Raw genomic sequence first — 24,162 nt, forward strand, 5'->3', positions numbered from 1 at the left:
GTCCTCTCCGTGATCGACACGTTGCACGAATGCGCGGAAGTATGGCGGATCGCTCTGCATAATCCCGCTGAAAATTAGCTGAGTACTCGTCCGTCAAGCGCGGATGAGTGCACGAAAGTTGCCACTGCTGCTCGGATGATTCCACCCGGTAATCTACTGGAATTTCGCGCCGGGGGAATCTCGGAGTGTGGACCGGATGGATCGCGAGAAGACTGTGAAAGCGGGCCGAATGGATGCCCCGGTGAATTCCCGCCATTCGCAGGTCAGCATGCAGTAAGCGCGTGGACCCGTCAAGAAATGTCTGAGGTGCAGAAGTCGCAGACCTTTGGCGCGGCCCGTTCCGGTGCATCTGCGGCATGCCGCCCCGGTGGAGCCGGCAAGCCGCGTATCCGGTGTGCCGGTCACGGCTTCCGGCGCTGCCCCGTGACCCGCTACACCCCGGCCGCCCCGGCGCTGGCGACGTGGCCGTCGCCGGCGGGGGAGCCGACTCGCACTCCGGGCCCTGCCGTCAGACGGGCTCAGGCTCGGTGCGGAACCGGTTGATCGCGGCGTCGTGCCGGGCCCGCAGCTCCGGATCGCTGACCCCGAGCCCCTCCTCGGGCGCCAGGCACAGCACGCCCACCTTTCCCTGGTGCAGGTTGTGGTGCACGTCGTGAACGGCCTGCGCCGTCCGCTCCAGCGGAACCACTTGCGACAGCGTGGGATGGATCTGGCCCTTGGCGATGAGCCGGTTCGCCTCCCATGCCTCCCGGTAGTTCGCGAAGTGGGTACCGACGATCCGTTTGAGGTGCATCCACAGGTACCGGTTGTCGAAGCTGTGCTGGAATCCCGAGGTGGACGCGCAGGTCACGATGGTGCCGCCGCGCCGGGCCACGTACACACTCGCGCCGAAGGTCTCCCTGCCCGGGTGCTCGAAGACGATGTCCGGGTCGTCACCCCCGGTCAGCTCTCTGATCCGGGCGCCGAACCGCTTCCATTCGCGCGGGTCCTGGGTCTGCTCGTCCTTCCAGAACCGGAAGCCCTCCGCCTTCCTGTCGATCACCAGCTCCGCGCCCATCTGCCTGCACGCCTCGGCCTTCTGCGGGCTGGAGACCACGCACACCGGGGTCGCTCCGCCGTTGAGCGCGAGCTGCGTCGCGTACGAGCCGAGGCCGCCGGAGGCACCCCATATCAGTACGGTGTCGCCCTGCTTGAGGTGCGCGCCGTTGTCGGAGACCAGCTGCCGGTAGGCGGTGGAGTTCACCAGCCCCGAGGCGGCGGACTCCTCCCACGTGAGGTGGCCCGGCTTGGGCATCAGCTGGTTGGCCTTGACCAGCGCCAGTTCGGCCAGCCCGCCGAAGTTCGTCTCGAAGCCCCAGATCCGCTGCTCGGGATCGAGCATGGTGTCGGCGTGCCCGTCAGGCTGGTCCAGCTCCACCGACAGGCAGTGCGCGACCACTTCGTCTCCGGGCTTCCAGCCCGTCACCCCGTCCCCGCAGCGCAGGACCACCCCGGCCATGTCCGAGCCGAGCACGTGGTACGGCTGGTCGTGCCGGGAAGCCTGCTGCGAGGTCCGGCCGTAGCGCGACAGGAAGCCGAACGTCGGCATCGGCTCGAAGATCGACGACCACACGGTGTTGTGGTTGATCCCGCTCGCCATCACTGCCACCAGCACTTCGCCGACCGCGGGGTGCGGGGTGGGCACATCCTCCAGGTGCAGCGACCGGCGGGGGTCCTTGTCGCGGGACGGCAGCCCGTCGAACAACTCGGTCTCGTCGGCGTGCAGAGTCACACCGCGGTAGAACTCGGGCACCGGCAGGTCGCCCACCTCTTCGAGTTCGCCCGCGAGGATCGCGTCGAGGATCTTCCGCATATTCTCCGGCCCTCATTCCGGCTCGGTCCATGACAAGACGCGAGCAGCTCGGTTTCGCTCCTACGAGAAAGGTGGTGAGAAATCCCGGGATATTTGCTTTGCCCTGTTCTTTCCGAATTGCGAGGGCAAGAGCGTGATGCATGCTGGCATCAGGCCGTCAGCAGAGTCCAGCGGTCGCGGGTTGAGACCCGTCGGCCCGGGAGGGTGCCCAGGGGTGGACCGGGGGACGTTCAACTGTCCCGCGCGATCACTTGAACACCGCTCGCCGACCTGTTCGCCGACTGTGCTCCTGCCGCCGCAGCACCCGCGCCGACCAGCGGATCTTCCGCGCAGCATGCCGGGCGGGATGTCGAAATGCGACCCGCTCCGGCCTCCCTGTCAGGGGCGATCGGGCCTGTGCGTCAGGGCACCCCCGAGGCGTCTTGGGGGATTCCCCTGATGTCGGAGAGTTTCCCCGTGGCTACTGTGAGCGAAATCGACGGAAGCGGGCATCTCGTCCCGCACCCGCCGTCTGAGCACACCGCATCCGGAGCCGACCCCCGGGTGGCAAGCCGAGGAGGAATTCGTGACCGACATGGACGCCGGCCTTTCGACGAGGGCAGCCGACACAGACACCACGTCCGGCGGATGGACGGCCGGGCGCATCTCTGCCGTCGTGATCGGCGGAGTCCTGTCGCTGGTGGCCCTGACGCTCGCAGGGCTGGGGGCAACTGCTCTGGCCATGGGCGCACAGAACGACGGGTACATCGACCTGGGCACGGACCGGTACGCACACCAGACCGACACCTACGCCATGACCAGCGACGCGTGGCGTGCCGACAAGGACATGGGAGGTCTCTTCGAGGACCTCCGGATCACCTTCACGCCGAAGGACGAGTCCACTCCGGTGTTCGTCGGCATCGCCGAGAAGGCCGACGCGAGCCGGTACCTGAAGAGCGTCGAGCACGTCACCATCCACGACTCCAAGCCCCAGGGCGACACCGCCAGCAAGCACTCCGGCGGCAAGCCTTCGACGATGCCGGAGCAGTCCGACGCGTGGGTCGCCAAAGCCGCCGGGAAGGGCGCCCAGACCGTGGACTGGAACGTGAAGTCCGGCGAGGTCCAGGCGGTCGCCATGCGGAGCGACGGCGCCTCCGGCCTGTCCGGCCATGTGAACGTGGCGGCGAAGGTCGCGGGGCTGACCTGGATGGGCACCGTGCTCCTGGCCGCCGGCCTGGTGCTCCTCGCCGGATCGGTGATCTGGCTGATCAGGAAGCCGGTCCGCCGCGCCCGGGGACGCACCGCCTGACCCTCTGCCGCAACCCACGCAGCGACAAGACGCAGCCGGTACGACGGCTGCGTCTTGTGCTGTCTCCGGCAGGTGTGGACACTCTGAGGCGCGCGGCACACCGCCGCGCCGTGAGTTCGCGCGCTCCGCCTGCAGCGTCGCCTCCCGTGCGCCGCGTCCGGAAGGACGCCTGCGTGCGCTCGGCCGTCGGCAAACGGTCAGTCCCAGGGCATGGACGACAGTGCAGCGCCTTCGCCTGGACATCGTCCTGTTGCGCGGGAAAACCTGAGGCTCTCGCAGCACCGGAGTATTGCCCACCGTGTATTCCGGGGAGACTCCGAGTTCGCCGGGGTCATCGAATGCGCACGTGCACCACGCCGCCTCGGCGGCTTTCCTTTCCGCATTCTTTCGGCGTCTGCCGGGTCACCCTCCGCGCGCCGGTGCGAGGCCGGACGAAAACTTGCGCCTGTGGCGGCAGCGGACCCGTTGTCCTATGGTTCTGCACTGCTGGAAGTGAAAAAGTCTTCGCCGACGCTCCGCAGACCGCCGCACCCCCGACCGGAGAAAGCTGTCCCGCTCTGGGTGACGAATCCTGCGTTACTCGAGGACTTCACTTCCCTCAAGAGATACCGCTGCCCAGCCGGCCTGCTCCCGGGTCGCAGCGAGCGGTTCGCGACAACAGCCGGTCCGCCGTCTGAGAGTGAGACGGGGCCGAACCGAGCAGGGCAGTCGCAGCCACTGGGCCGGGGACCGAAGACGTTGTCCGACGCGCATGGCTGAAGCACAGGCGCGGATGCTCCTCGTCGGCGAGATCAACGAGCAGGAGAAGGGCGAATGACCGACATCGATCTGTCCAGCCTCACACCGGAGCAGAAGCGCGAACTGCTCGTAGAGCGGCTGCGGCGCAAGGCCGTCGACCGGACGGCACCCGAGCGCCGGTTTCCCGCGTCCTTCCCCCAGCAGCGCATGTGGTTCCTGGACCAGCTCACCCCGGGCAGCGCCACCTACAACATTCCGGCGGCCGTGCGCGTGCACGGCCCGCTCGACGTGGAGCTGTGGGACCGCAGCCTCCGCGAGATCGTGCGACGGCACGAGTCGCTGCGCACCACGTTCGACGAGGTCGACGGGGAGCCCGTACAGGTCGTCCACGACTCGGGCGAGGTGGAGCTGACCGTCGAGGACTGCGGCCACCTGCGGGGCTCCGACGGCGAGGCCGCCATCGAGCGACTGGCCCGCCAGGAGTTCTCCCGCCCGTTCGACCTGGGCACCGGCCCGCTCATGCGGATGAAGTTCCTGCGCTTGGCCGCCGACGAGCACATCCTGCTGCTGACGATGCACCACATCGTCGCGGACCTGTGGTCCACCTCGGTGCTCTTCGGCGAGCTCGTCCCGCTGTACCAGGGCTATCTGACCGGCACCCCGGCCGAGTTGCCGGAACTGCCCGTCCAGTACGCCGACTACTCGGCATGGCAGCGAAAGAAGCTGAGCGGCCCCGACTTCGCCGACCAGCTCGAGCACTGGAAGGAGACGCTCGAAGGCGCCCCGCCCCTGCTGGAGCTGCCCACCGACCGGCCGCGGCCCGCCGTGCTCAGCGACTCCGGCGGCTCCCGCCGGTTCCACCTGCCCGCCTCGGTCATGAACGGCCTGCGCGAGCTGAGCAAGAGTTCCGGTGCCACCCCGTTCATGACCCTGCTGACGGCCTACGTCGTGCTGCTGCACCGGTACAGCCGGCAGGACGACGTCGTCGTCGGCGTGCCCGTGGCCAACCGCGGTCATTCGCAGGTCGAGCGGCTGATCGGCTACTTCGTCAACACCCTGGCCATCCGCAACGACGTGTCCGGCAATCCCACGTTCGCCGAACTCCTCAACCGGGTGCGCAGCGCGGCTCTCGACGCCTTCGCCCACCAGGAAGTGCCGTTCGAGCGGCTCGTCGAAGAACTGTCCCCGGAACGGGACCTGTCCCGGTCCCCGGTCTTCCAGGTCTCGTTCGTCTACCAGAACATCCCCGTCCCGGAGTTCGACGTCGCCGGACTGCGCTTCGAACTGATGGAGGTGCCCAGCTCCACGGCACGGTTCGACCTCGAACTGCAGGTCTTCGAGCAGGGCGACGAACTCAACGGCTGGTTCGAGTACAACACCGACCTGTTCGACGCCGCGACGATCGACGTCATGGGCGGCCACCTGAAGGTTCTGCTGGACAACCTGCTCGCCGACCCGGAGCAGCACGTCCTGGACGTAGCCATGCTCACCGACGCCGAGCAGCGCGAGCAGCGCCAGGAGAGGGAGGACACCCGGCACGAGTGGCCCGACGACCTCCTCACCCACCAGCGCATCGAGCAGCAGGCGGCGCTGCGGCCCGACGCCGAGGCGGTGTACTGCCAGGGGGAGACCCTCACTTACGCCCAGCTCGACACGGCCACGAACCAGCTCGCCCACAGGCTCAGGAGCCTCGGCGTCGGACGTGACGTGATGGTCGGAGTCTGCCTCGAGCGCTCACCCGACATGATCGTCACGGTGCTGGCGGTGCTGAAGGCGGGCGGCGCGTACGTGCCCATCGACCCCGGACTGCCCCAGGACCGCATCGCGTTCATGGTCGAGGACGCCGAACTGCCCGTCCTGGTCACTCAGAGCTCCGTGGCCGACAACCTGCCGGACACCAAGGCCGTCACGCTCCGCGTGGACGAGCTGCGCGCCGAACTGGCCGACGAGCCCGCCGAATCGCTCGGCGCCCCCGTCCAGGCCGCCGACCTCGCCTACGTGATCTACACGTCCGGCTCCACCGGACGTCCCAAGGGCGTCCAGCTGCCGCACCGGGCTCTCCGCAACCTCTTCTGGGCCATGAAGCAGTGGCCCGGCATCGACGCCGACGACAGCCTGATCGCCGTCACGACCCTGTCCTTCGACATCGCGACGCTGGAACTGCTGCTGCCGCTGGTCGAAGGCGCCCGCGTGGTGCTCGCCACCCGCGAGGTGGCCACCGACGGGAAGCGTCTCGCCGAGGAGATGGCCGCTACCGGAGCGACCATGCTGCAGGCCACCCCGTCCACGTGGCGGATGCTCGTCGACGCCGGCTGGCCGGGCAGCGAAGGGCTGCGCGGACTGATCTGCGGTGAAGCGCTGCCGCCCGACCTGGCGCGGCGCCTGCGCGGCCTGGGCGTCGACCTGTGGAACATGTACGGCCCGAGCGAGGCCACGATCTACGCCCTCGGCACCCGGATCGTCGACGACACGATCACCATCGGCAGGCCGATCGCCAACACCGAAGTGCACATCCTCGACCCCGAGGGCCGCCCGGTCCCGCCCGGCGTACCCGGCGAACTGTGCATCGGCGGGGACAACCTGGCACGGGGCTACGTCAACCGGCCTGAACTGACAGCGAAGCAGTTCATCCCCAACCCCTTCCCGTCCGACCTCGCCGACCGCCTGTACCGGACCGGCGACCTGGTACGGCGTCGCGTGGACGGGAACATCGACTACCTCGGCAGGCTCGACCACCAGGTCAAGCTCCGCGGCTACCGCATCGAACTCGGCGAGATCGAGACGGTGCTGATGCGTCAGGAAGAGGTGGCGGACACCGTCGTCGTGGTCCGCGAGGACCATGCCGGCGACCAGCGGCTCGTCGCCTACCTGGTGCCCGATCCGGCGGCGGGGCCGGCCGACGAACTGCTCCGCGGTCTGCGCGACGCGCTGGGCGACAAGCTCCCCGACTACATGGTCCCGTCCGCCTTCGTCTTCCTCGACGAACTGCCGCGCACCCCCAGCGGCAAGACCGACCGCAACGCGCTGCCGGCGCCCGACAGCCAGCACACCCGCGCCACCACTGTCTACGTCGCACCCCGCACCCCTGAGGAAGAGACCCTGTGCGCTCTCTTCGCAGAGGTGCTGAACGTGCCCGAAGTCGGCATCGACGACAGCTTCTTCGCGCTCGGCGGGCACTCCCTCCTGGCGACCCGGCTGGTGGCCCGGATCCGCAGCGCGTTCGGCACCGAGATACCCGTACGCGCACTGTTCGAGAGGCAGACCCCTGCCGGGCTCGCGCAGCTGCTCGGTGACAGCGACGCCGAGGCGCGGCCGGCCCTCGTCCCGATGACCCGCCCCGACCCCCTGCCGCTGTCCTTCGCCCAGCAGCGGCTGTGGTTCCTGCACCAGCTTGAGGGGCCGTCACCCACCTACAACCTTCCGGTCGTGCTGCGCCTCTCGGGCTCCCTCGACGTCGACTGCCTGCGGGCGGCCCTCGCGGACGTCGTGGCCCGCCACGAGGCGCTGCGGACCGTCTTCCCCGACACCGGAACGGTGGCCGCCCAGCACATCCTTCCCCCCGAGCAGGCACAGCCCGAGCTGCCCGTCAGGCAGATCGACCAGGCCGACCTCGACGACGCGGTGGCCGCCGCGGTCCGCCACACCTTCGACCTGACCACGCAGATCCCGCTGCACGCCGAGCTGTTCACCCTCGACCCCGACACCTGCGTCCTGGTCGTCGTCGTCCACCACATCGCGGCGGACGGCTGGTCGCTGGCGCCTCTGCGGGCCGACCTGGCGGAGGCATACGGGGCACGCCTCGCAGGACACGCACCCGCGCGCGAACCGCTGCCCGTCCAGTACGCCGACTACGCGCTGTGGCAGCGCGAGTACCTCGGTTCGCAGGACGACCCGGACAGCACCTACTCACGGCAGCTGGACTACTGGCGCGATGCGCTGAGCGGCCTGCCCGAGCGGATAGCTCTCCCCGCCGACCGGCCCCACCCGGCGGAGTCCACCCACAACGGAGACACTCTCACCTTCCACTGGGACACGGACCTGCACGAAGGGCTGGCCCGCCTGGCCCACACCTGCGACGTGAGCATGTTCGTCGTGCTCGACGCGGCGCTCGCGGTTCTGCTCAGCCGGCACGGTGCCGGCACCGACATCCCCATCGGAGTGGCGAACGCGGGCCGCGGCGACCAGGCCACCGAGAACCTTATCGGCTTCTTCACCAACACCCTCGTCCTGCGGACCGAGATCAGCGACAGCGCGAGCTTCCGCGACCTGCTCGGCGCGGTACGGGAACGCACCCTGGACGCGCTCGAACACCAGGACATCCCCTTCGAGTCGCTCGTGGACACCCTGCGGCCCACCCGCTCGATGTCCCACCACCCTCTCGTCCAGGTCATGCTGTCCTGGCAGACGGTGACGGACCGCTCCCTCGGCCTGCCGGGAGTCGAGGCCACGCCGATGGCGGTGGGCACCGGCACGGCCAGGATGGACTTCGTCCTCCTGCTCCACGAGTACCTCGCGGACGACGGCACCCCGAACGGCATCGACGGCGGCATCGAGTACAACAGCGACATCTTCGAAGCGGACACCATCCGCACGATGCTCCGCCGGCTCCGCCAGATCCTGCTGGCGATGATCGCCGACCCGGACCAGCCGGTCGGCGGCATCGACCTGCTCACCCCCGCCGAGCGGCACCGGGTCCTCGAGGAGTGGAACGGAGCATCCGGCAGCACTGCCACAGCGGGCCTGCCCGAGCTGTTCGCACAGCAGGCGGCGCGCACGCCGGACGCCACCGCCGTCAGCTGCGGAGACGAACGCCTCACCTACCGGGAACTCTCCGCGGCAGCGGACCGGCTCGCCGCCCGCCTGCGCACGCTGGGAGTCGCGGCGGACGGCGCCGAGGACGCCGTGTGCCTGCTGATGGAACGCTCCGTGTGGCTGCCCGCGGCGATCCTGGCCGTGATCAAGGCAGGCGGCGTGTACGTGCCGCTGGACCCCCGCTACCCCGAGTCCCGGATGCGGCTGATCATGGAGGAGACCCGGGCGCGCGTCCTCCTCGTCGGCGGCGGAGAGACGTCGAAGGGACAGCACCCCGTCACCGACGGCATGCACGTGCTCGACGCGGCCGCCGAACTGTCCGCCACGGACGGCGCGGCAGCCGACCCCGTCTCCGCGGGCGCCGGCGACCCGGACCGCGCGGCCTACGTCATGTACACCTCCGGCTCCACCGGGCAGCCCAAGGGCGTGGCCGTCACCCACCGCAACGTGGCGAACCTCGCCGCAGACCACGTGTGGCGCAGCGGAAACCACACCCGCGTGCTCATGCACGCGCCGACCGCCTTCGACGCCTCCACCTACGAGCTGTGGGTGCCGCTCCTCTCCGGCGGCGAGGTGGTCGTCGCCCCCGCCGGGGAACTCGACCCGGACGTACTGCTGCAGACCATCCGTGAACGCCGCGTCACCTCCACGTTCTTCACCGCGGCCCTGTTCAACCTGCTCGTCGAACGCGACGCCGAGGCCCTGGCCGGGATGCGCGAAGTGATGGCGGGCGGCGAGGCGTTGTCGGCCCCCGTCGTCGCCAAAGCACTCGCCGCATGGCCGGAAACGGTGCTCACCAACGGATACGGGCCGACCGAGACGACGACGTTCGCGGTACTGCACAGCACACGCGAGACGCCCTACGGCACCGTGCCGATCGGCACCCCCATGGACGACACCCGCACCTACGTCCTCGACGAACGGCTGCGCCCCGTGCCCGCCGGCATCCCCGGCGAGCTCTACCTCGCCGGCGGCGGACTCGCCCGCGGGTACCTCGGCAAGCCCGGCCTGACCGCGCAGCGATTCGTCGCCTGCCCGTACGGCGAACCGGGCGAACGGATGTACCGGACGGGCGACTTGGTCCGCTGGCGGGCCGACGGCCGCATCGAGTACCTCGGACGCACCGACGACCAGGTCAAGATCCGCGGCTTCCGCATCGAACCGGGCGAGATCGAGAACGTCCTGGGCACACACCCGGCCGTCGCGGACAGCGCGTTGACCGTGCGCGAGAAGCCGTCCGGCGGCAAGGACCTCCTCGGCTACGCCGTACTCGCCCACGGCACGCACGCCGACCCGGACGAACTGCGGTCGTTCGTGGCCGAACGCCTGCCCCAGTACATGGTCCCCACCGTCGTGACCGTCCTCGAGACGTTCCCGATGACCGCCAACGGCAAGCTCGACCGCCGCGCACTGCCCGTCCCCTCCCTCGGCGGGAACACAGCTTCCCGGGCGGCTGAGACGCCGATCGAGCACACGCTGTGCACCGTCCTCGCGGACGTACTGCACCTGCCCGAAGTCGGCGCCGAGGACGGCTTCTTCGACCTCGGCGGGGACAGCATCCAGGCGACCCAGCTGGTCGCCCAGGCCCGCACGGCCGGGCTGGTCTTCACCGTCCGCGACGTCTTCGCCCACCAGACCGTCGCGGGCATTGCCCGAGTGGCCAGAACCGCCGACGAGTACAACCCGACCCACGTCGCGGACGTCGGCACCGGCGACATCCCGCTGCTGCCCGTCATGGAGCGGCAGCGCCGACTGGGCGGCTCCCCGGTCGGCTTCGACCTCTCCACGACGGTCGGCCTGCCCTCCGGCATCGACGAGGCCCAGCTGGCCGAAGTCCTGCAGGCAGTCATCGACCAGCACGACGCGCTGCGCACGCGGCTCGTCGTCGACGACGCCGGGCAGTGGTCCCTGCACGCCGACGAGCCCGGCACGGTGAACGCCGGATCCGTCCTGCGACGCGTCGAGATCGCGGGGCTCGCCGACGCCGCCGTCGACGACCTGATCAGCGAGGAGACCGCCGCCGCCAAACAGCGACTCGACCCCGCCGAAGGCGCCATGATCCAGCCGGTGTGGTTCGACGGGGGAGACGTCCGACCGGGCAGACTGCTGCTCGCCGTCCACCACTTCGCCGTCGACGGCGTGTCATGGCGCATCCTGCTGACCGACCTCGCCGCCGCCTGGGACGCGGTCGCCGCAGGCCGGAAACCCAGCCTCGCGCCGGTCACCACGTCCCTGCGCGGCTGGGCGGAACGCCTCACCTCCAGCGGGAACATCACGCGGCACCGGGCCGAACTGCCCGTGTGGCAAGACGTGTTGCGCGAGGCCGCGCCGCTCGTCGACGGAAAGCCGGACGCCGACCGCGACGTCACCGGCTCCGAGGGCCGGCTGACGGTGACTCTGCCGGCCGGCGACACCACCCCGCTGACCAGCCGGGCCCCCGCGGCCTTCCGCGGCAGCCTGCAGGACGTCCTGCTGACGGCCTTCGGCCTGGCCATCGGACGGTGGCGCTCCCAGCGGTCCGGCGAGCACGCCGACGCCGCGCCGGTAGTCGTCGACACCGAGAGCCACGGCAGGCACGAACACCTCCACGACGGCGTCGACCTCTCCCGCACCGTGGGCTGGTTCACCAGCATCCACCCGGTCCGTCTCGACTCCGCCGCGCTGCCCTGGGACACGGCCGCACAAGCAGGCAGCGAACTGGCGGCCTCCGTCGCACGCACCCGCCGGCAGCAGCAGTCCCTCCCCAGGAACGGCCTCGGCTACGGACTCCTGCGCTACCTCGCCCCGGAGTCCGAGCCGCTCCTCGCGGCCTCGCCCGCACCGCAGGTGCTGTTCAACTACCTCGGCCGCGTACCTGTGACCGACGAAGAGACGCCGTGGCTGCCGCTGCGGGACGACACCGCACCCACCACCCCCGGTGCCGCCCGGCCGCTGTCCCACCCCGTCGAAGTCAACGCCGTCGTCCAGGACGGACCCGGCGGCCCCCAGCTCGTCGCGAACTGGAGCTGGGCGCCCTCGCTGCTCACCGAGGAAGATATCCACGACCTCGCGGACGCCTGGTTCGACGCCCTGCGCGCCGTCGTCCGCTGCGCCGACGCCGTCGACGACGGCACCGTCCAACTGGCCCCTGAGGACGAGTACGCCGCGGCCGTCGACGCCGCGGACCTGCTCAACGCGCCGATACCCAAGGCCGACCGCAGCGACGGGGTCGGACTGTCCTTCGGGCAACTGGAGTTCCTGCTCCAGCCGGTGGGACCCAACCACGCACACCACGGCGTCATCACCGCATGGCGCCTCCGGGGGGAACTCGACACGACCGCGCTGCGCCGCGGCCTGCACGACCTGGTGGCGCGGCACGACATCCTGCGCACCCGCTACATCCAGCGGGGCTCGCAGACCGTCCAGTTCGCGGACGGCAGGCCCGAATGGCCCCTCCAGGCCGTCGATCTGCGCGCGTACGACGAGCCGGCGCAGCGCGAGAAGCTGCGCGAACTGCTGACCGAGGAGACCGAACGGCCCTACAGCATCGAGGAGGGAAACCTCGTCCGGGGACTGCTCGTGCAGCTCTCCGAGACCGAGCACGCCCTGGTGCTGGTCGCCCACCACATCCTGGTGGACCACTGGGGATTCCTCGTCATCATCAACGAGCTGTCGGAGCTGTACGCCGCCCACGCGGCCGAGCGGCAGCCGAAGCTGCCCGAGGTGATGGTCGACCACCTGGACTACGCGGCGTGGGAGCAGCAGCTTCTGGCACGCGGCGCCCTCGACGAGCACATCGCCTACTGGCGCGAACAGCTCGACGGCGCGGCGGACACACTCGACTTCGACGCTCCGGCGCATCAGCGCAAGGACGTGGCCAAGGGGTACAGCCACAGCGTCACCGTCAGCGCCGACGTCCTCTCGGAGGTGAAGGACGCGGCGCGCCGCGAAGGCGTCACGCTCTTCATGATGCTGATGGCGGGCTTCCACGTGCTGCTGCACAGCTACTCCGGTGCGACGGACATCGCGGTCAGCCACCCGCTGGCCGGCCGTGAACGGCCCGAGAGCAAGTCGATGGTCGGCCCGTTCATCAACATCATCCTGAACCGGTCCAGGATGAAGGGAGACCTGACCTTCCAGGAACTGCTCCGGGACGTCCTCCAGGCCGAACTCGACGCGTACTCCCACCAGAACGTGCCGGTGCGGGCACTCGTCCACGACGGCGTCATCGGGGACGGCAACCAGCTGCCTCTGCGCGTGATGCTCAACCTCCTCGGGGTGCCGAGCAACACCCTCGCCCTCGAAGGACTCGAGGTGAGCTCGCTGGACGTGCAGGTCGGCGATGAGAGCCCGCTCCCCGAGCTGATCACCGCGATCGAACCGCACAACCTCGACCTGTATCTGGTCGCCCGCGAAGTCGAGGGTGAGCTGCGTGGTCTGTGGGTGTACTCACCGCAGTACATAGCCCCGCCCGTCATGGGAGCGATGATGCGCCAGTGGCCGCATGTGCTGCGGCTGATCGCGCAGCACCCGGAACTCACCGTGTCCCAGCTGCGCGACCGCATCCGGGAAGCACAGGCCGAGGAAGCAGACCCCAGCGCCGAGAAGTGAGCGTCACGGCCGGGAACGGGCACGCACGTGCCCGTTCCCGGCCGCCCTGGCCACGCGGGCCGGACCCGGAACCCCGAGAGCCGTCCGCCGCTCGTCGCCGCCGCGCTCACCAGGCCGAGACCGAGCAGCTCTGAGCTGCAGGAACAAGGAGAACACGATGGCAAACCCGTTCGACGACCCCGACGGCGTATACAAGGTCCTCGTCAACGAGAACCACCAGCACAGTCTGTGGCCGGGCGACATACCCGTGCCCGCCGGCTGGTCATCCGTGTTCGGCCCCGACACCCAGCACGCCTGCCTCGAGTACGTCGAGAGCCACTGGACGGACATGCGTCCGAACCCGGTCCGGGCGGCTCAGTGAAGACCGCGGAAGCACAGCGTTCCCCCCTGCGGAGCTGGCAGTTCCGCAGAGTCGTCGGTTCGGAGTTCATCTCGTCGGTCGGCAACCAGATGACGGTGCTGGCGCTGCCGTGGTTCGTCCTGATGACCACGGACTCACCGAGCCGGACAGGTCTGGTGTTCCTCATCCAGATCCTGCCGGTGCCGTTGCTGGGCATGCCCGCCGGCCTGCTCGTGGCCCGCTGGGGCCCCCGCCGCGTCACGATCGTCGCGGACATCGGCGCGGCGGTGCTGATAGCAGCCGTGCCCATGCTGCACCAAGCAGGCTTGCTGTCCTTCGGGTTACTGCTGACGCTCGTGGCCCTTCTCGGCAGCTGCTCCGCGTGCTACCTCTCCGCACAGCGTGTCCTGGTCGTCGACGTCGTCGGCTCGCACGAGGGCACGGTGACCGAGGCCAACGCACTGTTCGAGACGGCCACATCCACCGCGCGCCTGATCGGCCCCGCCGTCGCCGGCGTCCTGATCTCCCAGGTCGGCGCACTCAACGTGCTGTGGATCGACGCCGCCACCTTCGCGGTCTCTGCCGTACTGCTGACCGGACTGCCGCGCCGGGAAGCACCCCCGAAACCGGTCTCCGCGAACAACATGATCGAGGGTGTGCGCTTCCTCTTCCGCGACCGGGTGCTGCGCACGATATCCCTAGCGGCCCTCGGCTACGGCACCCTCATGCCCGTCGTGATGCTGTCGCTTCCGGTCATGGCCAAGAGCCGCTACGACGCCGACCCGCATGTCGCCGGCTGGCTCCTGGCCGCATGGGGCGGCGGCACGGCGCTGGGCACCCTGGTGGTCGCCCGGCTGGCCCGCCGGATAGCACCGACCCGCATGGCGGCGGGAGGCGCTGCGGGTGCTGCCGCGGTGCTGTGGCTCCTGCCCCTCGACCAGCCGGCTCTCACCGCGGCGTTGACGGTGGGCGCCAGCTGCATGTTCCTCCCCGCCGTGACCGCACCTGCGACAACCCTGATCACCCTCCGGCCGCCGGAGGAACTGCGCGCCAACGTCGTGCCGGTGTTCGGGGTCGCGGTGTTCATCGCCAGCCCGCTCGCCTACGGGGCAGCAGGTCTGCTGTTCGAACACATCGCGGTGGGCAAGGTACTTGCGGGGGTCGCTGCCGGAGCGAGCCTGTGCGCACTGGTGTTGGTGAACCTGGCACGCCGCTCGCCCGACTCGTCCTCGTAAACGCCTGCCGGTGCATCCAGATCCCGCGCGATAAGGCTCCGCCCGTCCCCTTGTGTGCACGAGGGACGGGCGGAGCCTTCTTCACCAGCAGACCATCAGATCGACACGGGCCCGGCACCCGGTTCGTGCGAAGCCCTCAGCGTCAACTCAAGGGCAGCCGTCCCGTGTTGCGCCTCCCGTCACATCAGGCCGCTCCCAGAATGCGTTCAGATTCTCGCCAGTCGCACCTGTGAGGCTGAGTCGGTGTTCGGCCACGCCCGGTCGTGATCTGACGGAAGCGTGTCGCACCGCTCGCACTGGACGAGAAAGCGGAGTTGACGGGATGTCACGACAGATGGTTCTGCACCACGCCATGGCGGTGACGGCGTCAGCTCTCCCGTGGAATCCACGCGCCGTACCTGTCTCCTGCAGTCACCGACGCAGCGATAGCCGCAACAGCACCGGGCTGCACGGAGAGACCGCACTCCGACTTCTGGACAGTGCCTGGACCCGGTGCCACAAGCCCCAGCGGCTGAGGGGCGGTACGGACGGGTCGATGGCTGCGCGTGCAGCAGACGTACAGGCGCCTGAAGTACCTACTTCGAGATGACGATACCTGCATTGGGGTGATGCATGTGCGCAGTGACCGACTTGCTCCGGCAACAAAAACAAGTGGTTCGGACTACTTGATCGCTATGCGAGACGGCGGGCTGAATGACTCGCCAGTCGAACTCGTCTCGACGGAGGAACTCACCGCATCATACTCCCCCAGAACGGAGAAGAAGGACACCGAATACGCCCGGAAACTGGCTGATTTGGCAGTCCCTCTGCCCCCCATCGTCGTACACCGGCAGACGATGAAGGTGATCGACGGCTTCCACCGCTTGCTGGCCGCGCGCCTCATAGGAGTCGAGCGCATCGCTGTGCGCTTCTTCGACGGCTCCGACGAGAACGCCTCCCTGCTGGCTGTGGCGCTGAACACCACGCACGGCCGGCCGCTCACTCTCGCGGAGCGCACAGCGGCCGCGGAGCGGATCCTCGCGCGCCACCCGCAGTGGTCGGACCGGGCCGTCGCGACAGTCGCCGGACTGTCGCCGGGCAAGGTCTCCCAAGTGCGCCGGAGCGAACAGCAAGAGACGGACCGGCCTGAGAGCCGCGTCGGACGGGACGGCCGCGTCCGGCCGCTCAGCACCTCACAGGGCCGCAAGCGAGCCAGCGAACTTCTCAGAGCGAACCCGCAGGCAACCCTCCGTCAGGTCGCCAGCATGACCGGGATCTCCGCGGCGACCGTAGCGGATGTCCGCAACCGAATGCGCCGTGGGCTTCCCCCTGTGCCGCCCAGGCAGCAGGAGAAGGGCACCAAGAAGCTGACCATGTCACCCGCCCCGGCAGCGCACAGCGCGGTCGCTGAGCGCACTCCGTCCCCCGCGTTGGCGTCCCTCTCGCAGGTGCTGCGCAAGGACCCGTCTCTGCGGTTCAACGACGCAGGCAGGACCGTGCTGCGCATGCTTGAGGCCTGCACCGTGGTCGAGCGGGAACGTAAGCAGATCATGGCCTGCATGCCCGCACACTGCAGAGAGCTGATCTCTGAACTGATGTACGGCTACGCGGAGATCTGCCGTTCCATCGCTCAGGAACTGCAGGAAGGCGCCGACCCGTCCCGCCAGACCGGCTGACGTCGAGGCCCGCGAGGGAGCGTCAACGCTAGTTGCGCGCACGGTCGTTGAAGCTGGCTGCCGGCGGCTGGCTGTGCGAAGCAACCTGTATCCGATGGCGAGCTTCACGGCGCCTTGCCGGATGTCTTGCGTCGTGTGGCGTGGCGCGTCGGCGTTCCGGTCGGCCGAGCTGCCGAAGTCGGCGCCAGGTGGGGGCACATGAGCGGCCTGCTCGTCCGGGAGAGGCGGTACCGGCTCACTGCCGCCACTCCCGGCGACCGTCGGGCGCCTGTGCGCATGCCCACCCCCCTACGCTGCACGTCTCGTCTGGTGCTCAGCGAACAGGAGACGTAGGACGGCGAGTTGGGCAAGTGGGTTCCATGGACGGCGCGACGGCTGCGCGCAGCCGGAGCTCGTCCAGCATGCCGAGGAACGTGCGGACTCTCGCGATCTCGCCGGGCCGAGCCGCACGTTCAACGCGTTCAATGTGGTCTCGCGTTGCTTCGCGGAGGGGACACGCACGCACCGAGGACGGTGCCGTCCGTGCCCAACAGGCCGGGGCCCATGGGCCCCGCTCTGAGGGCCCGCGGTGAGAGCCGAGCCGGTTCGACGGGCCTCGGCCTCGACATCACGGGCCGGACAGCGGAGGAGCCCGGCGGAAGCTTCGAGCTGAGGACCGGGAGAGACGGCCGGGGCACCGGGGGACCGACTGCCGCGTCGGCCGGTACAAGTGGAGACCCGGCACGCCGCATCGTCGATACGCGGGCCCCGCACGCTCGCGGGGGTTCGGGCAGCGCCGGGGCCACTTCGCCGTGACCTGTGCACTCAGTCAGGTGAGGACGCGCGCCATCACGTCCTGCCACCGATAGACATCGGAGATTCCCAGAACCTTGTGATGCGAGGGGCGAACCGCCGGGCACCTTGCTGAGCGAGGTCGATGCTCTGCACCACCGGTCCGGCGCGCCCGCGCCGAGGATGGAGAGGTCTGTGGCCCTGTTGAGCCGGGGCCCTCTGCAAGAAGGTAGCCACCTGTGGGCGAGCGGGACTCGAAAGCCTGCCGTGCGCGTCCGGCCGCGCCGAGCGCCCTTGCTGCCCTTGAGGGTGCCGGCACCTCGGCCTGGTCGAGCGCTGGGCCTGGCGGAGTGGGGCCGTGGCACCCGGCCGTTCGGCGGTGGGCCAGGTGAGACCGCGGTCGTCCGGGGCTACGGATGAAGCGTCATCTCAGCACCCCGGCTGACCAGCGAGGCTGCTGGTGATGCCGTGAGTGCGGTTTCACTTCCAGCGTCGAGGGAGTCGTAGCGATGAAGATCATCTTGCGGTCCGGTGCCGTGAGCGCCGCGGTCGGTGTGGGGCTGTCCTTTGCGGTCCTGCCGGTCGTGCCGGCAACCGCAGCCGGGGGGAGTCACGTCCGGTGCAACGACATCACCGCCCTGACGAACGCGATCAACCAGGCCAACGCCAGTGGCGGCCGCATCACCCTTGCATCCCGCTGCACCTACACCCTGACCACGCCCGACAACGCCGACGACGGACTCCCTGAGATCACCGGGAACGTGACCATCACCGGCCGGGACACCACCATCCGGCGCGCTTCGGACGCGACGCAGGACTTCCGCATCTTCCACGTGATGGACGGCGGCACCCTCACCCTGAAGTCGCTCACGGTCCGCGGCGGGAGCCTGGCGAACGCGAACGGGGGAGGTGCGCTCAACGAGGAGGGCACGCTCAACCTGAGCCGTACGGTGATCAAGGACAACGACGCCCTTGAAGGCGGCGGCCTTGCCAACACCGCCGGGGAGCTCAACCTCGACCGCAGCACTGTCGAGCGGAACACGGCGGCTGAATTCGGTGGCGGCGTCCTCAACGACGGCACGTTGACGATGAAGGGCGGGTCGTTGCTGAGGAACCGCGCAGTCACGAGCCTGGGTGGCGGTCTGGAGAACAGAACAGGTTCTGCGTCGTTGGAGTCCGTATCGGTCCGGGGCAATACCGCCATCGAGGGTGGCGGCCTCCGCAACGCGAACGGTTCCACTCTCCGCCTGAAGTCGACCACTGTCAGGGACAACGTCGCCGTCTCAGGTGCTGGCCTGTCAAACAACGCCAGTACGGCCACGTTGGTCCGAAGCCTTGTGACGCGTAACACGGCGATCACCGCCGGCGGCGGCATCGCCAACGTGGCAAACGGCCAGGTCACCCTTACTGCCAGCAGGGTCGTCCGAAACACCCCTGACAACTGCAGCCCCGCGGGCAGCGTCACCGGATGCACCAACCCCACCAGCGCCAGCAACACCGTCACTCCGTCGACCTCGCAACTCACACCGGCTGCCGACGACATCAAAGCCCGGGACTGAGCTGCTGCCAACCTGTCAGGGGAATACACGAGGCCCTGGTCGACGACGAGTCCGTACGAACTCTCACCCGTGACCGTCCTGCGGTCTCATGCGGCCCCGACCCGGGGACAGCGCGACACGGCGGGTTGCTGTCGTGTCGCCCCCGGGGGGCGGGCTCCGCTCCCGCGTTCCAGTCGCATGGGGTGAAGGGGATCCGGCCGCCAGGTCACGGGCGCCGACTAGGCGGTGTCGTCAAGTGGTCGCGTCTACATCAGGTGTGATGCGAGGGTGACGGCTGCTTGGTAGGACTCGGCGGTCTTGTCGTAGCGGGTTGCGATGCCGTGCCATTGCTTGAGGCGGTTGAAGCATCGTTCTACGACGTTGCGTTGCGTGTAGAGGTGCTTGTCGAAGGCGGGCGGGCGCCCGCCTTGGCTGCCGCGCCGGGGCCGGGTTGCGGACCTGGTCGGCCCGCTCGGGGATGGTGTGGCTGATGCCGCGGCGTCGCAGCCAGGTCCGTATCGCGCGGGAGCTGTAGCCCTTGTCGCCCAGCACGTGGGCGGGCCGTACCCGGGGTCGTCCCCGTCCGGTGCGGGGCACCCGTATCGCCTCCATCACGGCGGTGAACAGGGTGCAGTCGTTGGTGTTCCCGCCGGTGACGGTGAATGCCAGCGGGCGGCCGACGGCGTCAGCTCTTCCTCGCTCAGGCGTGATGCACCATCCAGATGTTCCTTCAGACGGGCGAGCAGCTGAAGACCCACCGCGTGTAAGGCCGTTTCACAGCGGGGCAGGCAGAGCCCTCGATGGGGAGGGAACTGCGCCAGCAGCCGCACGCCCGTTGCGACCGACTCCCCGGGGCCCTGACCCTCCGCCGTGCGGTGCGCCGAACGGGCCGCAGGCTGCGTGGCCGCCCCTACGGTTGGTGACCTTCGCGCCCCGATCCGAGTTCACACTCGCCGCTCCGCCCTCTCGACCGGCTGGGATGGGGCGAGGCGTTCTCTCGGATAATCGGATGTGCGTGCGGCGCGGGATTGTTAGGTTCGCCGTGTGCCGAAGCTGAATCAGATCATCGCCGTCGAAAAGGGCGTCAAGTCCAAGGCCCTCCAAGAGCTCACCCAAGTCCACCAGGACGTGCAGAAGCCCGCCCTGCTGGCTGGCATCTCCAGGACTTACCAGCCCAAGGACGAGGAGGGCGAGCAGCTGCCGCCCGAGTCCACGCGGGTGCAGATCAAGGCCGAGGATGCTCTGCGGGCGACCGCCGAGACGCTGACGCGGCTCTTCGATGTGACTGCGACGAAGGACTGGGCGAACCGGTCCGCGGTCGCGGATGTGGTGATCGACGGTACGGTGCTGTTGTCCCAGGTGCCCGTCCCGTACCTGTTGTTCCTTGAGAAGCAACTCACCGACCTGCACACCTTCGTGCGCAAGCTGCCGGTGCTCGACGCCTCCGAGTCGTGGAACTTGGACCCCTCGACGGACTCGTGGAAGACGGACCCGGTGCGGACTATCCGCACGAAGAAGGTTCCGCGCAACCACGTGAAGGCCGAGGCCACGGAGAAGCACCCGGCACAGGTCGAGGTGTACTACGAGGACGTCCCGGTCGGTTACTGGACCACGGTGAAGTTCTCCGGTGCGTTGCCCGCCCGGCGGGTCAACGAACTCCTCGATCGCGTCGAGAAGCTCCAGCAGTCCGTCAAGTTCGCCCGCGAGGAGGCGAACAACACGGAGGTGACCGACCAGCGGGTTGGCGACGCGGTATTCGGCTACCTCTTCCGGTAGCCCCCACATACGCCCTCCGCCGCGAGCGGAGGGTGCGCGATGAGCGCAAGCTGAAACTGATGTCGAAGCTGATGAAGGGGTGTCAGTTGGGGGTTCGAATCCCTCCCCCCGCGCCACGTGCGGGGGTGGCCCAATCCTGGCAGAGGCGGCCCCGTGAAACTCAGATTCTCGCTCCAGTCTCAGTATTCGCCGCCGAACACCGGATCGACCGAGCGTGGGCGAACATCGACGGATGGGGGTTCAAGTCCCTCCGGCGCCTCTCGTGGCGCTGTAGTTCAAAGGCAGAACACGTCGATCTCAACATGACCCGCGGTTCTTAAACGCCGCCGGTGTGCGCAATTGGGTGGCAAGCTGGAGCCCGGGAGCTGGACATGCTCCCGGGCTCCGTCACGTTCCGGGCGGGGCCGCCTACGAGTGGATTCGCCATGCCCGCTCCTCAGGTCGATCGGTTAGTTGAAGAGTCCGAGTTGGGCGAGTTGTTGTTGGAGTTCGGTGGGGAGTGTGGCGCGTCTGTTGCGGGTGTTGCTGCGCCATACTCCCAGGCGTACTTGGTGTTCGATGTAGCCGTTGGTGCTGTTGTCGATGAGGAGGGTTTCGCGGTGGGCGCGGGGGACGCGTACGTGTCCTTCGCGTTGGTGGTACTGGTGTAGTGCGGCGAGGTTCTTCTCCTGAGCCGAGGCCTGCGCCGATATCACCACGCTCCCGGCTGCAGCCGCCGTACACCGCTCGGCGTCGGCCGGCGGGCGTAGGCCGAGTTGGGTGAGTTTCTCCTGCTGCCTGGTACTCAACTGGTGCCAGGTGGTGGTTTGTTCGGTCAGCCAGGTGCCGATGTCTTCGCCGCCGACCCGTACGCCGGGCTGGAGTTCTTCGAGGGTGGCGCCGTCTTCGAGGCACTGTCGCACTTTGGCCCAGTGGCGTTGCCAGGGGATGGGCCAGGTGGGGTTCCAGTCCGGGTCGATTGCCTCCAGCTGGGCGCGTCGTTGAGCGGCCCGTTCCGGGTTTTTGCCGAGGCCGCCGGGTTTGCGGAAGTTGGCCAGGGCCTGACCGATCGCGACGTCGTCGATGACCGCACCCTTCGGGGCGGCGAGGGTTCCGTGGCGGGCGTGGTAATCGCGGGCCGCGGTCAACTTCCGCCAGAACGCGATGTCGTGTACGGACCAGACCATGCCGAGTTCGTCCAGCAGCTCGCCCCGCCAGGGCCGCAGCACGCCTTCCCGCTGCTGCCTGCGCTGCTCACTGACCCAGCTTCCCAGCGCGAACGTCGACTCGCCCTCTCCTTCACCGTCATGCTCGCCCTCGCCCTCGCCCTCGCCCTCGCTTTCGTGTTCGGTGAGGTTGATGGTGGCGTGCAGCGGGACTTGGGCGTGGCCGTGTTCGGTGACCCAGCGGCGCAGGGCGTTGTATCCGGTCAGCCAGACCTCGGATTCCGGTCGCAGGACGCGGGTGCGGAGGAAGGAGGCGATGACGTCCGGATCACGGGGGCTGGAGAATCGCAGCAGCGGGACCCCGGCCTCCGCCGCACCCTCGCTGCTCGCGGATTTCGACCCTGTTGCGCCTCTCTCTTGCCCGTCTGGCTCGTTCCCGCCTGGTTCGGTGTCGTCGCGGCTGGCGGGCTGGTGGGGGTCGAGGGCGCGTACGTCGTCCGGGGTTCCGCTGCGGGTGGGGCGCGAGTGCAGGACGAGGCGCTCGATGATGGCTTCTTCGTGGCTGCGCAGGCCTTGGAGGACGGCGACGAGGGGCCGGTAGCTGGCGGAGGCGGTCATGTTCTGCGGGTTCTCGCCGGGGGCGAGGAAGATGGGCACGATGATCCGCGCGACCTTCCCCTCACCTGGATCTTGCCGCAGCGCACGCCCGATGTTCTGCACGATGTCCACGGCCGAGCTGCGGGTGTCGGCGAAAACGACACCACCTACGCCGCGTTCGCCGCGGATGTCGACGCCTTCACCGAGCACGCGGCAGCTGGCGAGGAAGGACACCTCCGTCTTCCATCCCTCCGCATCCCACCCGTTCGCGAAACGGTCCAGCACTGCGCGCCGCTCGCCGGCGGTGTGCTGGCCGCTCAGCCAGTCCGAGCCGACCCGCTCGGGATAGGTGAGCGGGTCGGAATCATGGAGCTCGGCCGCGGTCTCCGGCAGGGTCCGCGCGAAGGCCATGGCCTCCAGGGTGCGGTGGTGGAAGGTCATCAGCGACCGCACACCCGTGGTGTCCATGTGCTTCAGCAGCGCAGCCTGCAAAGCAGCCAGACGCCGCCCCCGCACCTCCTCCAACCCTGCCGCTCCCGCTCCCGGCGCTTCGGGGTCGCGGATCTCCAGCACGTCCACCACGAACGGCGCCAGCGTGCCCCGCTCCTGCGCCTCCATCAGCCCGTAGGTGAACACCTGAGGCCCGTACATCGCCTCATCGTCCATGGAAGCGACCACACGCCCCTGAAACCCGCCAGAAGCCCCCTCACGGACCTCTGCGACCTCCACACCGTCCTGACGACCGGAGGACGCGGGCACTTCCCACACCCGCGCCGTGGCGGTCATGTAGAGCCTGCGAGCCGCCGGAACCCGAGCGTTGTCGTGGATCGCCGCCCACGCCTTCGCCGCGTCCCCACTCGTACGGTGCGCCTCGTCCACGACGGCCAGGTCGAAGCCCTCCAGCTTCTGCCCGTAGACGCCCTGCAGGGCCCGCTCCAGCACGCCCGGGACCGGCTCACCCTCCTCAAGCGTCCGCCCGTCTTCGACCTCTTGAGGAGCCAGTGAGGCGTAGGTCGCGAACACTGTCACCGGGCCGCTCCCAGCCCACAGGGCCAGCTGTGGGGCGCTGGTGGTGGCTCGGACGCCGAGCGCCCCGAGCATGCTGTCTCCGCTCAGGGAGCACACGGCGATCATTTTTCCGCGGTGGCCGGCGGCTTGCCAGGCTTCGACGGTCTGTGTGAGGAGGTCCAGTGTCGGTACGAGGACCAGGACGCGCCCTCCTGGCACGAGCCTGCGGGCCGCCTCGGCAGCGATGAGGGTCTTGCCCGACCCCGGTGCGGCAATCACCGTCGCCCGCAAGCCGTCTGAGGGAACGTCACCGTGCGACGGCAATTCCAGAGCGGAGATGATCGCGTCCAGCGCTTCCCGCTGATGCTTTCGAAGCTGAAACCTGGCCATCTTCTCCATCGCTTTCAGTAGAATATTCCCGTGATCTGCGGCGCTGAAATTCCAGCAAGGATCGTGAGACGAAGCGTGAAAATTCTGCCGCCCGAATCTCGATGAAGTTGCGCCCAGAGCGGCCCCATGAGAGGTGTCCCCATTTCCCAATCCGTACCCCTGATGCATCACCTCTCCGCTCGGACTCAGAGCAGAGAGCAAGTCTACCAGTCCGGCCACCATCACCGCAGCCAGCTTCACCCCTTCGAGCGAAGCGAAGAAGGGGCCAGCCCCGCCGAAGGCGGAGCTGCAAGCCTGTCAGCGCGGAGCGTTGACAGGCAGTCACCCCGCTAGGGGTGACCCAAGGAATTCCGGAGGAATTCCCACACTCAAACCGCGAAGCGGTTTGAGTAACCGTCACGTAGTGACGGCGCGTCGTGTCTGCGGA

Annotated in this window: 9 protein-coding genes and 1 pseudogene; 7 read left to right on the forward strand and 3 right to left on the reverse strand. The window is 68.9% G+C overall.

Going from position 1 to position 24,162, the window contains the following annotated elements:
- Positions 1-508: 508 nt before the first annotated feature.
- Positions 509-1,852 (reverse strand): crotonyl-CoA carboxylase/reductase, encoded by a 1,344-nt coding sequence (ccrA, locus tag IEY56_RS02365; RefSeq protein WP_189035328.1) that lies wholly within the window; start codon positions 1,850-1,852, stop codon positions 509-511.
- A gap of 565 nt (positions 1,853-2,417) precedes the next feature.
- On the opposite strand from ccrA, the gene IEY56_RS02370 reads away from it, so the two are divergent.
- The 6 genes from IEY56_RS02370 to IEY56_RS02395 all read left to right on the forward strand — a co-directional run bounded on the left by IEY56_RS02370 (position 2,418) and on the right by IEY56_RS02395 (position 18,840).
- The gene (locus IEY56_RS02370) at positions 2,418-3,140 is read left to right on the forward strand and encodes a hypothetical protein (RefSeq protein ID WP_189035329.1); all 723 of its coding nucleotides are present in this window, start codon (positions 2,418-2,420) and stop codon (positions 3,138-3,140) included.
- Between the two features lie 813 nt (positions 3,141-3,953).
- Entirely contained in the window at positions 3,954-13,280 is a 9,327-nt protein-coding gene (locus tag IEY56_RS02375) for a non-ribosomal peptide synthetase (RefSeq protein ID WP_189035330.1), read from the forward strand.
- A 157-nt stretch (positions 13,281-13,437) separates the two neighbouring features.
- Positions 13,438-13,641, forward strand: a complete 204-nt coding sequence (locus IEY56_RS02380) for an MbtH family protein (RefSeq protein WP_189035331.1) — start codon at positions 13,438-13,440, stop codon at positions 13,639-13,641.
- Positions 13,638-14,855, forward strand: a complete 1,218-nt coding sequence (locus tag IEY56_RS02385; RefSeq protein ID WP_189035332.1) for an MFS transporter — start codon at positions 13,638-13,640, stop codon at positions 14,853-14,855. The genes IEY56_RS02380 and IEY56_RS02385 overlap by 4 nt, the downstream gene beginning before the upstream one ends.
- A 794-nt stretch (positions 14,856-15,649) precedes the next feature.
- On the forward strand, positions 15,650-16,510 hold the full coding sequence (locus IEY56_RS02390; RefSeq protein WP_229711489.1) for a ParB/RepB/Spo0J family partition protein: 861 nt from the start codon (positions 15,650-15,652) through the stop codon (positions 16,508-16,510).
- Between the two features lie 1,280 nt (positions 16,511-17,790).
- A complete protein-coding gene (locus IEY56_RS02395) occupies positions 17,791-18,840 on the forward strand; it encodes a right-handed parallel beta-helix repeat-containing protein (protein WP_189035334.1) in 1,050 nt (349 codons plus the stop codon).
- A 245-nt stretch (positions 18,841-19,085) separates the two neighbouring features.
- On the opposite strand, the pseudogene IEY56_RS29025 reads toward IEY56_RS02395, so the two are convergent.
- Positions 19,086-19,500: pseudogene (locus IEY56_RS29025) on the reverse strand (IS5 family transposase); the annotation flags it as partial.
- 363 nt (positions 19,501-19,863) lie between these two features.
- On the opposite strand from IEY56_RS29025, the gene IEY56_RS02410 reads away from it, so the two are divergent.
- On the forward strand, positions 19,864-20,595 hold the full coding sequence (locus IEY56_RS02410; RefSeq protein WP_189035335.1) for a DUF7873 family protein: 732 nt from the start codon (positions 19,864-19,866) through the stop codon (positions 20,593-20,595).
- Between the two features lie 449 nt (positions 20,596-21,044).
- On the opposite strand, the gene IEY56_RS02415 is transcribed toward IEY56_RS02410, so the two are convergent.
- A complete protein-coding gene (locus IEY56_RS02415; protein WP_189035336.1) occupies positions 21,045-23,735 on the reverse strand; it encodes a DEAD/DEAH box helicase in 2,691 nt (896 codons plus the stop codon).
- Positions 23,736-24,162 lie beyond the last annotated feature (427 nt).

Origin of the sequence: Streptomyces daqingensis (genome assembly GCF_014645895.1) — a bacterium.
Lineage (GTDB): Bacteria > Actinomycetota > Actinomycetes > Streptomycetales > Streptomycetaceae > Streptomyces > Streptomyces daqingensis.